This is a genomic window from Erwinia billingiae Eb661, assembly GCF_000196615.1.
Taxonomy (GTDB): Bacteria; Pseudomonadota; Gammaproteobacteria; order Enterobacterales; family Enterobacteriaceae; genus Erwinia; species Erwinia billingiae.
In genome coordinates this window covers 125,913-137,981 of the sequence record NC_014305.1, presented here as the reverse complement: position 1 = coordinate 137,981, position 12,069 = coordinate 125,913, and the positions used below count along the sequence as shown (strand labels likewise).

The window sequence follows — 12,069 nt, the reverse complement described above, 5'->3', positions numbered from 1 at the left end:
GTTATCCCTGTGGCGAGAGGCCGTCAGGCTTACCGGGAGGCGTAACCTCCGGGAAGGCCGTGAGGCGGATAAGCCCGTCAACGTAATGCAGGCTGAGGCGGTAGGCTTTGGTGACGTCAGGTATGGCAAGCTTCAGGCTGCCGTTTGACGTACCGGCAGAGAGCGTGCCGCTCACGGTGATATCCCCGGTCCCGGTGTCGGTCGACTCGTCATCAATCCGGAACACGGTGGAGATGCCGTTCTTTTTGATGTAGTCCGCTTCGGCGGCCAGCGACTTCTTCAGCTCCGAACGGTCTTGCGGCGGCACATAACGCAGCAGGGCCGCGTGCTGGGCATCCACCGTTTCCGGCGTGACGCTGAGGCGCAGGTTGGCGAATGAGCGGACCAGCATGCTGTTGAGGCTTGCATCGCCCTCTGCAGCGGTTGAGGTAAAGGCGCGGTCGAACATCATCGGCGTGGTGATGGTCTTCTGCGTTGAGTAAAAATGCCATGCGAGCGTGCCGGTGATGCAGTTGCCGGCGACGCTCAGCGCCAGCAGGCCGGTCATCGCGGTGAGCGCCATGACCGTCACCCGGTTGCGTGTTTCTTTTACCTGAAGTTTCATTATTCCTCCCGTCTGGCGGGAAAAGGCGCCACCCGCAGGCGGCGCGTGTCGCTACTGCATCCAGTGCCGGTTGCCCGAGTCGGGCGTCCGCCTGAACTGCACCCGGAAAAGCACCGTCGGCAGGTACCAGTAAAGAAGGTTCAGCAGCCACCAGGACCCCTGCCCTTTCTTCAGGTGCCTGACGAAGAGCCAGAGCACGGCCCCCACGCAGAGCATGATGATGAATATGTCGCAGAAGAAGCCGATGACGCCGCAGCCGACGAGAACGAAAGCCTCCTCGGGCGGGAGGCCGAACACGCGTTTCTGGCCGTTAAGCGTTTCCGGGAACCGGTATTTAAGCGCGTCGCTGTCCATGCAAATCAGGAGCCGGCGAGGGAGAAGAAGGCACGGGTGATAAGGATAAGAATAACGAGGCCGGCAAAGACCATCGGGTTGCGGGTTTTGATATAGCCGACAACGGACACGATAATCTCGGCAATATACAGCACCCACTCAACCGTACTTCCGTGGCCGAAGGTATCGTTGGCATCCGCCTTCTGGGATTTCAACAGGTCTTCAGCACCGGCAATGTGCGGGAATATAACCACCGCCAGCATCAGCGCAAATAGTGCTAAGTTACGCTGGGCTTCAGGGGAATGTCTTAGACGGCTTTTTAAACGGGGAATACTGAAGGAGTAAATACTTTTTTTGATGTGGGAGATAATGTTACCAGAACGCTTAAGCTCACTTTCAGGCAATGCTACCGCCACATTTACCGGTTCCCCGGAAATGGTAGAAAGAGATTTCATTTATTTATTCCTGCTAAGATTAATGACAACCACCCATAATGCCTTGATATAACCTACTTCATGATCTGGCATGCTTGCAGAGCATCTACATCGGTTATTTCAAAGTAGAGGTGTATGCGATAACTTCATTCAAACAACAAGAAGTCATGTAAAAGCACTCCAAGAACCCAGGTGTTTTAAAACATTAAAAGGGATACCACCTCCTTGATAGATAGAATCACATCGTCATAGTTAGCCCACTCACTCAACATCAAAACACAATAAGCAAGTGAGAGAAGACAACGAAAACCACTCAAAAAGAACCATCAAATGATGAGAAAATGCTAATTTTCGAGATTGTTATTTGATCAATAAAAATCACATAAGATCATTAAAAGACCAGTTCAGATGAGTAGGTTCCTAATGAACCAAGACAAAACAACGGAAAAGCAATAATGATGTAAAAATTTACTATTGCACAGGCACTTAGTTGTTGAGACATGAAACTTACTCAACATCTTTAGCCCTCATACGCAATGAGCTACAGACCACTTTTTATACCAAGCCCCCCCTCAAACGCCTTACTGCACCTTGAATACCAAGGAATACATAAGAATTATCCATGTTTTGAGATTTTTGGCGAGTAGTTTTTGAGTATCTTTATGATTATTAACTGAGATTTTCATAATAAACATACATTTATCAATATGTTATGATCGTAAAAAAATCCTTTAAGTGATACACCATCGTGTATGATTTCTTAGATAACACAAATTGAAATCATTGCATTACTAATGGAAATGCAACCCTTTGTATAACCAGGAAAGGTGTCATGCAAAAGCAAAACGTGAATCTGGATAAAATAATAAAACTTTTCAACCTCAAAGGAATTGAAAAAAGAAAACAGGCATCAATGATGGCTGAAATTCTAGATATTAAGTATCAAAGTGCGAAACAGAAACTTGATGAAAAGCGCGGAATTACATATAACGAAGTGAAAGGTATATTTAAGTATTTCAATGTGTCTCTGGAAGAAGAGCGCAATCATAATGGAATTTTCATAATGAACGACATGCATGTTCGCTGCAATGTTGAAGTGGATAATTCCATAGTGAATAAAAAAGAAAACAACACTAATTATGCAACAATGAAAGGTAACTTTTACATAATCAACTCGTCTTCTTCATACTTTAGCCCCGAAATGAAGAAGGTTAACAAAATAGACTTCCTCCCTGCACCCAAGCTGGCAATACTTGACAACGATGTTGATATGCTTGATTTATTAAATTCAGTTTGTAATAGATACGGTATTAATGCATCTGTTTTTCAGAACAAAACCGAAATTTTAGCGGCAATGGAAAAGGAATCTTTCGAATGCTATATTATTGATTGGCTGCTGGATTACGCGGAAAACTCTGAAGAAGTCATTAAAAAAATCCGTAAAGACAGCGATAAAACTCCTATTATACTTTTAACTGGTCAATTAAATCAGCATGAAAGGGAAATAGGTGAGGCAATTATGGACTACGGAGTAGAACTCATTGAAAAACCGACAAGAATATTTATAATATCCTCGATATTATTAGCCAACTTATTTTACTAGCAGATTAGGAAAGTATGGAATTCATTAAGTTAGAACCAGAACACATCAAAGAAATGTACGATATAAGATTTTCAGTTGAAGAGAATTTTGTGCATCCACATCAGATTAAGTACTTACAGCGCCAGCAAGTTATTGAAGATGTTGAACAAGGCGGTGGTTGGATCTGCAAACTTGGCGAAGAATTTGTTGGTTATGGATTGGGTATTTTCGCGCCTAACCCTATGATTGGTGGTCTTTTTGTGAGGCCAGAATTTCAGGGAAAGGGAATAGGCAGTACCATTATGATAGAGATTATGGATTGGTTTTTCAACGATGGTCTTTCTGAAATTGAACTTACTACAGATCCAAGCTCGAATGCGGTTCTTTTTTACGAAAAGCATGGCTGGGCCAAAGCAGGTTTTGATGAGTTTGGTCAACTAGTAATGAAAGTCACTGGAAAATAAAATGAATAAAATAGTCATCACCTTTTTAGGGATTCTCTTCTGTAAAGCTGCATTTTCGGCAACATTAACTCTAGCTAATGATGGCACTGAAACATCCATTTCTACGGCTGATCTCCAGAAATTATCGGTATCGAAGATATCAACATCTACAAACTTCACCCCTTTTGCAGAGTTTGAAGGGGCTACTCTTACGAGCTTTGCTAAGAGCTACAACGTCCAAGGGCGGCTTTTACGTGTTTATGCGCTAGATGATTACAGCTATACAATACCTTTAAGAGAACTTGAGAAATTCAACGCAATCATTGCCTATAAAAAAAATGGTACGATGATGCCTGTATCCGACTTAGGCCCTTTTGCAATAATCTACCCCAGAGATCAGCACCCAGAACTTAACAGTCTTGATGTTAATGCCAAAACAGTTTGGCAGATCAAGAAAATAGAGGTGGTCGAATGAGATTTTTCCGGCCCTCTCTTATTATCTATCTGATTTTATCAATGCTCTTTACAGTAGCAGTTGTGGTTACTATTGATAAATTCAATGGAATCAAGGACCAGTACGCAAGCATGGAGCCTAACCTGGACAACTATTCAACGGCAGAGATACTCTTCCTTGCGTTTGAACGGACCAGAACTGCAGCTTATGATGAAGATAACCTTGATAACTTTGCGATTAAAAAAAGTATTTTTGATTCCAAAGTTCACATATTAAAAAATAAATCAATAAATATAAACTCATTTTATTATGAAGAGGATTTTTTAGCTAAACTTAACAAATTGGAAAGTCAAAGTGAAGCACTTAGTAGAATTTATGAAAAGAACATTCCATATAAAAACAGAAAAGAAGAAATATTAAAAAAAATGGACAGTATTCAACCAACACTAATCGATCTTCAAGAAATAATATATAGAATTCAAATTAGAAACTTTAATAAGATTAAATCCATCATTCAAGATAATTCGTCATATACGGAGGCTACTGCACTTGCTAGCATTTTCCTTCTCTTTTTGTTGATGCTCTTACTCTGGAAACACATATCAAAACTCAAAGCATCACTGAGAGAAAAAAATATCTTCATTTCTGCAATCTATCATGAACTTTCTGGATCAATACAGAAAATTCAAATGTCACGTGAAATGATCGATCTTAGAGGGGACATATTGTCAGCTGAAAAATACCTAGCAAACATAACATATCATTCAAACAAGCTCTTTCACCAAACCAAGGAAATTCTCGAATTTTCCAAGATTGAGATTGGTAATATTGAGATAAAAAAAACCATATTTGCTTTGTCTGAAATTATTGAAGACATTGAGCATCTCTTTAATATCAAAAACCATAACGAACTTATAGTAAAATCATCTAAATCTGATTTATGCATAAAATCTGATAAGCAAAAAGTTTCGTCTATAATTCACAATTTAGTAGATAACGCCAATAAAAACACCTTCCGAGGGAAAATAAACCTCACCCTTCGTTTAACTAATAACAACCTCTTTATCAAAGTCAGTGATACAGGTTGTGGGTTTGATATAAAAAAGCTAAATCGTTTATACGAACCATTCAATCAAGGTATGCAATCAGAAACTAAACAGGGTCTAGGATTGGGATTAACAATAATAAAAAGCCACCTAAAAACCCTGAATGCTAAAATCAAGGTTAGATCTACATTAGAAGTTGGTTCTGTTTTCTTTGTTTATATACCACTTATTAATAATAAGAAAGATTAACAAAAATGGGCCAAAGGCCCAATTTACTCATTCCTGGTCTAAAAAATGCTTCCTCTCAGATTTATCTTCCGCATCACTTATTCCTGTAAGATTATTATCAATGAGGGCCTCCAACGCGCCAGCAGCATTCTCCCCCCTGAGCTGCAGATACATTTCTGACAGCATTGCCATCATGGTGCTGATCCCCTCCCTGCTTCCAGAGACTTTACGTATTAGGTCCCTGTTAAAACCTTCCTCATCGAATTTACTACCTTCACCCTGATGTTTTTTTACCATCAGGCCAATGCCTACCAGTTCATTTACCACGGATGAAAAATTTATCTCGCCATGCGTTGCGCCGTTCTGCAGTTCGAGCTGAACAAGTTCATGTACTTCACGCTCGGTTTTTTCTTTAAAGTAAATATTTCTTCTTGCCATTTTTTTTCCTTAGCGCCACGTCAGAATACAGCCACGCCTGACATTGCATATTTTACGTTATAACCAGTACTGTAAAGCACCCACAATTCAACTTTTTACTAATATGCTTTTTTTATTATTCATCAGGTTTTCACTGTGTGTCAATCAGGCACTACAAATTAGTTTCCTGCGTCAGTCTGATGTGTGTCAATCAGGCACCTGAAGCAAATTGACAGTGTGTTAATCCGGCACCTTAGCGATTCTTGTGTATGTTAATTGAGCACCACACCTCAAAAAAAGTGTGTTAATCAGGCACTACTCATCATAATTATGTGTGTTAATCCAGCACTATCATGGGGCCAACTTTCCATAGATAATTGTTAAATAGTGATAACCACAATTAACACACCATACGGTGCCTGTTACAGTGCCTGATTTACACACAATCAGGCACCGCAAAGACACACAATCAGGCACCATTACAACACACAATTAGGCACTTAAAAGTGTGCTAATTAGCACACCACATACGCCATACATGTAAAATACCATGTCATAAATCAGGTAATCATATGTTATTAAATCCAAAAACCGCAAGATTACATCTTGCGTGGGGTGTGATTAAACTTAACCTTCCAAAAGCGGCTTGTTAAATACCGTCATCCTGCTGATTTCTTTTATTATGCCCCTGCCTTTGCAGGGTACCCCTGAGCGCTCCGTGCGCGTCTGTAACGAATTATCTTGCATCGGGTGATCTGACGCGCTATTTTCCTGGAAACCCGCTGTATTTAATTTCCTCCACGTCACGGGACTGTCCCTAATGAAATGGTTTGCAGTACTGGCATTAACGGCCGCATTTACCGCGCAGGCAAAGCCTGAAATGTGCTTTACCCGTGCCGGACACGATTACGGGATAGACCCGCTGCTGCTCACGGCAATATCAATTAAAGAGTCCAGGCTTATAGCAGATGCGGTAAACGGGGATAACCGGAATAAAACGGAAGATGTGTGCGGGATGCAGGTCAACAGTTCTCATTATAAAAAACTGAAGCAATTCAATATTGATCGCGCGCGCCTGCTCGACGATCCCTGTATATGCGTTTACGCCGGCGCATGGGTTCTCGCCCATAACTTCCGGTCTTACGGTAAAAACTGGAGCAGCGTCGGCATGTATAATACCGGCCCTTCACCAAAGCTCATCACGCAGCGAAACGCCTACGCGAATGATATTAAAAATATTTACAGAGTCCTCCTGGCAAGGGCAATCGTTGCAGGTGGGAATAACCAGTCTGGCATCGCTGCAAAAACGGATACTGACAATAATGACGAACCCACGACGCAAGTCATAAAAAAACCGGTCAGATGACCGGTTTCTTATTTATCACCACGGCTGCATGGGCCATCCTTCAAGCGGCTTCGCATCGCGATCAATTATCACCACGTCCGCCCCGTTAATTTCTCTCGCCTCCGTAAGCAGCCTGATGGCGTCTTCAGACAGCCCGGCGTTGCGCATACACATTGCCGGGATAGCCAGCTTCCCGGGAATGATCATAAAGCCAAAAAAAATATTAACCACCCACCGTTCCGGCCCATTACCTGCCTGTTCCCCGCTCAGCTCTGCCAGTATTACGGCGTCACGCCGGGTGATATTGTTCATTGAGCAGGTCAGCACGCGCATTTGTTTCTCATCCATTAATCAATCCTCCCGTTCCCGGTTATGACCGGGACACATTTTTTCAGGTCGCGGTAAGTTCTTCCCTGTTCCCTGATAATATTTCCGTATTATCCGGTATTTTCTGACGGATAATACGGCTCCGTGATCCCTGTTCAGGGCACAGTATCAGGAGGCCCGCGTTATTTTTTTGCAGCGGGCCGGACGGCCCCGCCTCATATTATTTACCCTTCATAAACGGGCAGGCCCGTCAGCACGTCCGCATCACGGTCGAAATGGATCATCGACACGTTAAGCGACCGGGACAGTAATTCGAGAGTGCTGCACAGCGCGTCAGAAATACCCCGCGTGCGCAGCTCACCCGGCGCGTCAGAGCGGGCGGTGAGTCGGATGATAAATCCGTTATGCATACCCGTACTGTGGATCCATTCATGGGTGCAGGTTTCCGCGCTGTCGATCGGATCGCTGAGGTAAGCCAGCGTCAGCGCATCCTGATGGCTCAGGTGGGCGGTGCTCAGCATGATGTAACGGAGCAGCGCATTTTCATTTTTTTCCATTGTTCCTGTGCCGCCCCTTACGGGACGGCCCTCCGTTATCAGGCCAGCGCCCGCTTCAGTTCAAGACCACGCAGAAACTGGCCCCATTCGCTCACGCGCATCGCGGGCACCCGGACGGTCTGACGCTTCTGCACGCAGTGCGCCACGTGGCGACTGCGCGCGCGGATTTCCGGCGCAATATCCCGTTCAACCACGTCTTCCCGGCTGATGCGCGTATGCCGCATGGCATTCCCGCTATTTACTTCCCCGGCAGGGGGTGCAATGATGCTGACTTCGACAATATTCATGGGTGGTTCCTTGATGTTTGTTGGAAACCGAAAATTCCCCTGTCAGGGTTTTCCGGTTCGGACGGGCAGGGGAAACCCTGCCCTCTTCGTTTCTGATGTCTCCTGTTTTCCCTCCTCAGCGCTCAGGGCGCGGTCAGTAGTGCCTTCTCAATTACCGTGTATCCGGTGTCAAACTGGTACACCGCGACGGGCCAGCCATCCGCCAGATACAGCGTCAGCCCCTCCGGCCAGTCGCCGGGTTCAGCCACGGCCTGATAGCGGGACAGCTCCTGCCAGTCCACGCCCGACCAGCCGCAGAACTTCCCGTTGGCGCAGACGTATTCGCACAGGTCGAAAAACTGGTCTTCCGTCAGGTTTGTTTCACCCCATCTTTTGGAAGATTCTGGCGTGGCGGTTTTGACGTTGACGTTATGTGTGTTCATGCTGGTTTCCCCGCTTCGGTTATCAGTTCATCTTTCGTTGAGTTCAGTCGCGGCGAAGGGCAAAGGAGCAACGAAAGACGGCTGAACGCACGGGCGTCACCGCAGGCCGCAGCGCAAGGGAGCCGCAGGCGAGTGCGAACGGGCGAGGAACGGCGAAGCGCACCCTTGCGGGCAGACGGATGGCGGTGCTACGACCAGCCCTCCGCGAACGGACTTACCGGGAGATGTGCAGCCGGACTGACAAACGGGCATGAACACACCCGACGCGACGGAACGGCGTGGCGTCCTCAGCGGCCGCAGCGCGGCCAGTGAAATGCGCCAGCCCGCGGCTGGCTGCAGGGGTGTTGCGTCAGACGATGGAAACCCGCCGGCCCGGAACGGGCAAGGGCAGAGACGGCCTGCCGGCTCGGTGCGCAGCATGACAGCGTGGTGCCCCGAAGGGGCAGACGCCCGGGCTGGCGATAAAACGATGAGCATGAAAAAGTGAATGAATATGTTATTCCGAAACCTGTATCCCCTGAAGACAAGTAACCAGAGACATCCCATAACACAGCCAGGAATCACGCAGGGGTAATGCTACACACGCTGGAGAAAGGCCGGTGCGTCAGCAGCGGCGTTATCCGGCCCGCCAGGGCCGTGGCCCGTTCTCTCCGGTTCATCCGCGTCCCTGCTCACTGAGACGCCGACGGTTTTTATCCGGGCAGACGGTCAGGCAGCACCATGCGGTCGGCCAGCTGCTGGTCTGGAGCCAACTCCCCGGCCATGTCGCTGATCTCCAGCATCTGACGCCACAGCTTCACGCCGTGCCATTCCATCGGATCAGCCTGCTGGCCGGACGGGAAGCGCCTGAGCCAGGCGTACACCCGCGACTGCAAATCGTCCTCATACAAATCCTGGTGCTGCCAGCGGCTGTACCAGCTGCTGACCGTTGACGGGGTGTGAAACGCGAGATCAATTTCCGCCTGGGCCAGCCGGTTCTGGTAGCGCCTGCGCTTCTGTTCCCGCTCCCTCTCCTCCCGTGATAACCGTTTGTTCACCCGCAGCTCCACACGCCGGATCTGACGTTCAGCGGTTCGTGTCAGGTTTTCCGGGAACAGCAGCTGTCCCGTGTGTGACGACAGCGGCAGCGGGCAACACTCGCCCCGCGTGCGTATGAGCACGTCCAGCGCACGCAGATAACTGGCGGCGCCGGGGCCATGCCGGTCGCGGGGCAAGTATTCCGGCACCACGCGCCGCAGATGCCCGGATCGGATAGTTTTCGTCCCGCAGAAGTGCCGGAGAAAGGCATTCGCCCACGGGTGGTCGCCGGAGAGGGCGCGCCCCTGCTGGCGTTTCACCACCTCTGCAGTGGCGGCGGCAACGGCCTGACGGTACGGACAGGCCGGAACAAGCGAGAGATGGCGGGGAATGTGGCTCATAGTGGCTCCTTTAATGGGTGATGCCGCCCCGCAGCGGGGCGGCCAGGCGTTATCAGGCGGCGTCGGAGACATCATCCGTCGCGGCCGTACCCGCTTCCGGGCCTGTAACCGGCATCATCCAGGACGGCAGCCAGCGGCGGGCGGCCAGTTCGTCAGCGGCCAGCTCTGCCGCATCCCCTTTCTTCATCTTCGCCGCGTCGCTGGCCTTTCCGGTCAGCCCCGCATCCGTCAGCGCGGCGCAGATGAGCGGCCTGCTGATGCGCCCGAAATAGTTTTCAGCCGTTGGCTGCCACCACGCGTAAAGGTCAAACCCCATGGCGGTTTCCAGTCCATCCAGGGCGCTAGTGCGCGTACTGCCGTACAGGCGTTCCTGAATGCCGTCCACGGACAGGGCCGACAGGAAGCCCAGCAGTGCGGTACGGTCTTCCTCTTTCCACGCAAGCAGCCAGCCCATATCCTCATCCCAGCCGGTGGGAAGCCTCAGCTGCCAGCGGCCCTTTTCCTCCATCAGGAAGCGGTACGCTTTCCCGGCCTCCCCGGAGCCTGAGCAGGCGCTGAGCACCGACTGGTTGTCATTCAGCTGAACGCGTGACGGGTCGTTATAGCGGTATGAACCGCTGAACACTTTCCGCGCCAGGTGCCAGGTCATCAGCGTGACCGCGATATCCGCACGGGTGCAGAGCGCGGCCTGCACGGCCAGCGTCCGTTCGCAGGACAGCTCTTTAACCAGCGTGGCGGAAAAGGCGTCTGCCTCAGCGGGTTCTTTCTTCACCGTCACGACCTGAGCCGCCTGGCGGGCTTCGGCGGCTGCGCGTTCTTCCTCCGTGATGCGCAGCAGGCCGCGCTGCAGGGTCAGCACGCCATCGTCAAGCGAGGCCACCACGCCGCCTGCGGCGCGGACGTCATCAATCCAGTCGGCGGCCTCACCGGCATCATGCAGTGCTGCCAGTTCGGCATCCAGGGCGGCATACTCTTCTTCTCCGGCTTCCTGAATAAGGGTGTCCAGCTGCTCAAGCCTTTCAGCCTGCTGCGGCGTGTAGACAGGCTCCGGCACCGGGTAGCGCCGGAAAAGACGCGCGTCCTCTCCCCAGCTGGCGACGGGCGTCAGCCTGGCCTCGCTCCACGCCCATCCCTCACGCGCGGCCACGTCTGCCGCGATGCCGGAGAGCTTCGCCAGTGCGGCCCGCTCCAGCGTCAGCGCATCCACAAAGCCGCCGTCCTCGTCGCTGAACAGGTCGCGGCGCACCTCGCCGCCCACGGCGGCCACGCCCTCCGCGCCGGTAAAGCAAAACAGGTCGCTGTCCGCAATGCTGACTTCACTCTCCGTCACCAGAGCGCGAAGGCGCTGCGGCGTGGGGGTCGCATAGCAGCTGCTGACGGCGATTTCCCAGACCTGCTCCTGACGTTCGTGGGAATCGGCCAGCGCCAGCGCCTGGCAGTGGTCGAGCGTGATACGGTCCTCTGAGAGCAGGCAGAGCAGTGACGGGGCAAGGTTTGCCAGCCGCAGGCAGCGCTCAACGTGGCGGGTGCTGTAGCCCATCAGGTCGGCAATCTGCGCCGGGGTGTTGCCGTCTTCGGCCATGCTGCGGAACCCTGCAATCTGTTCGGCGGGATGCATATCGCAGCGGCGGCCGTTCTCGGTCAGCGAGACGGCTTTCGCCATGTTTTCAGGGACGATCAGTACCGGCACCGCACGGTCATCCTGCCATCGCCCCTCCCCCTGCAGCAGCTGCAGCGCCAGCAGGCGACCGCCACCGGCGGCAATTCCAATCTGCCCGCCTGCCATTTCATGTCCGACGAGGTTCTGCAGCAGTCCCACGCCGCTGATGCTATCGGCCAGGCCGCGAATATGGTCGTCAGCGTGCTTACGTCTGCGGGCCTGATGGGGTGACAGCTCCAGTCGGGACAGCGGCGCACTCACCAGGGTGGCGGCCTGCAGCACCTTCTCCACGCCAGCCGTTTTACCGGCTTCGCTTTTAGCCGTGCGTTTTCTGGTTTTCGGCGCTGATGATTCTTGAGTTTCTTTTGCTGCGGTGTTGACGTTCTGCTGTGCCATGTTGCTTCTCCTGCTGTGTTGTAAGTGATGATTCTTTGAGATCCTTCGCCGCAACAGGCAGAACGGCCGCGCGGGAAAGGACGGCGGTCAGGGGGAAACGACAAGGCCGCAGCCCG

15 protein-coding genes are annotated in these 12,069 nt (G+C 50.4%); 5 read left to right on the top strand and 10 right to left on the bottom strand.

Features of this window, described 5'->3' with window-relative positions; translation table 11 throughout:
- Position 1: 1 nt before the first annotated feature.
- The 3 genes from EBC_RS01210 to EBC_RS01200 are packed head-to-tail and all read right to left on the bottom strand — an operon-like array spanning position 2 to position 1,392.
- Positions 2 to 604, bottom strand: a complete 603-nt coding sequence (locus tag EBC_RS01210; protein ID WP_013200010.1) for a TraE/TraK family type IV conjugative transfer system protein — start codon at positions 602 to 604, stop codon at positions 2 to 4.
- Between the two features lie 51 nt (positions 605 to 655).
- On the bottom strand, positions 656 to 958 hold the full coding sequence (gene traL / locus EBC_RS01205) for a type IV conjugative transfer system protein TraL (protein ID WP_013200009.1): 303 nt from the start codon (positions 956 to 958) through the stop codon (positions 656 to 658).
- A gap of 5 nt (positions 959 to 963) precedes the next feature.
- Positions 964 to 1,392 (bottom strand): type IV conjugative transfer system pilin TraA, encoded by a 429-nt coding sequence (locus tag EBC_RS01200; RefSeq protein WP_013200008.1) that lies wholly within the window; start codon positions 1,390 to 1,392, stop codon positions 964 to 966.
- A gap of 811 nt (positions 1,393 to 2,203) precedes the next feature.
- Between EBC_RS01200 and EBC_RS01195 the strand changes: the two genes are divergently transcribed.
- Genes EBC_RS01195 through EBC_RS01180 form a run of 4 tightly spaced genes read left to right on the top strand, consistent with a single transcriptional unit; the run spans position 2,204 to position 5,145 of the window.
- Positions 2,204 to 2,974 carry a response regulator gene (locus EBC_RS01195; protein WP_013200007.1) on the top strand — a complete coding sequence of 257 codons (771 nt, stop codon included), beginning with the start codon at positions 2,204 to 2,206 and terminating at the stop codon, positions 2,972 to 2,974.
- 14 nt (positions 2,975 to 2,988) lie between these two features.
- A complete protein-coding gene (locus EBC_RS01190) occupies positions 2,989 to 3,417 on the top strand; it encodes a GNAT family N-acetyltransferase (RefSeq protein WP_013200006.1) in 429 nt (142 codons plus the stop codon).
- Position 3,418: 1 nt separating this feature from the next.
- The gene (locus EBC_RS01185; RefSeq protein ID WP_013200005.1) at positions 3,419 to 3,871 is read left to right on the top strand and encodes an oxidoreductase; all 453 of its coding nucleotides are present in this window, start codon (positions 3,419 to 3,421) and stop codon (positions 3,869 to 3,871) included.
- The gene (locus tag EBC_RS01180; protein WP_231853653.1) at positions 3,838 to 5,145 is read left to right on the top strand and encodes a sensor histidine kinase; all 1,308 of its coding nucleotides are present in this window, start codon (positions 3,838 to 3,840) and stop codon (positions 5,143 to 5,145) included. The genes EBC_RS01185 and EBC_RS01180 overlap by 34 nt, the downstream gene beginning before the upstream one ends.
- A 27-nt stretch (positions 5,146 to 5,172) precedes the next feature.
- Here the strand turns inward: EBC_RS01180 and EBC_RS01175 are convergent, their stop codons facing one another.
- Positions 5,173 to 5,562, bottom strand: a complete 390-nt coding sequence (locus EBC_RS01175) for a relaxosome protein TraM (protein WP_013200003.1) — start codon at positions 5,560 to 5,562, stop codon at positions 5,173 to 5,175.
- A 799-nt stretch (positions 5,563 to 6,361) separates the two neighbouring features.
- On the opposite strand from EBC_RS01175, the gene EBC_RS01170 reads away from it, so the two are divergent.
- Positions 6,362 to 6,907, top strand: a complete 546-nt coding sequence (locus EBC_RS01170) for a lytic transglycosylase domain-containing protein (protein WP_013200001.1) — start codon at positions 6,362 to 6,364, stop codon at positions 6,905 to 6,907.
- Between the two features lie 15 nt (positions 6,908 to 6,922).
- Here EBC_RS01170 and EBC_RS01165 read toward each other — a convergent pair whose 3' ends face one another.
- The 6 genes from EBC_RS01165 to EBC_RS01140 all read right to left on the bottom strand — a co-directional run bounded on the left by EBC_RS01165 (position 6,923) and on the right by EBC_RS01140 (position 11,953).
- Positions 6,923 to 7,234 (bottom strand): DUF5983 family protein, encoded by a 312-nt coding sequence (locus EBC_RS01165; protein ID WP_013200000.1) that lies wholly within the window; start codon positions 7,232 to 7,234, stop codon positions 6,923 to 6,925.
- Between the two features lie 203 nt (positions 7,235 to 7,437).
- Complete coding sequence (locus EBC_RS01160) at positions 7,438 to 7,770, bottom strand: DUF5983 family protein (protein WP_013199999.1); 333 nt, start codon at positions 7,768 to 7,770, stop codon at positions 7,438 to 7,440.
- A 38-nt stretch (positions 7,771 to 7,808) separates the two neighbouring features.
- Entirely contained in the window at positions 7,809 to 8,057 is a 249-nt protein-coding gene (locus tag EBC_RS01155; RefSeq protein WP_013199998.1) for a hypothetical protein, read from the bottom strand.
- Between the two features lie 122 nt (positions 8,058 to 8,179).
- Positions 8,180 to 8,479 (bottom strand): hypothetical protein, encoded by a 300-nt coding sequence (locus tag EBC_RS01150; RefSeq protein ID WP_013199997.1) that lies wholly within the window; start codon positions 8,477 to 8,479, stop codon positions 8,180 to 8,182.
- Positions 8,480 to 9,171: 692 nt separating this feature from the next.
- On the bottom strand, positions 9,172 to 9,897 hold the full coding sequence (locus tag EBC_RS01145) for a plasmid SOS inhibition protein A (protein WP_013199995.1): 726 nt from the start codon (positions 9,895 to 9,897) through the stop codon (positions 9,172 to 9,174).
- A 52-nt stretch (positions 9,898 to 9,949) separates the two neighbouring features.
- Positions 9,950 to 11,953 (bottom strand): ParB/RepB/Spo0J family partition protein, encoded by a 2,004-nt coding sequence (locus EBC_RS01140; RefSeq protein WP_013199994.1) that lies wholly within the window; start codon positions 11,951 to 11,953, stop codon positions 9,950 to 9,952.
- Positions 11,954 to 12,069: the final 116 nt, after the last annotated feature.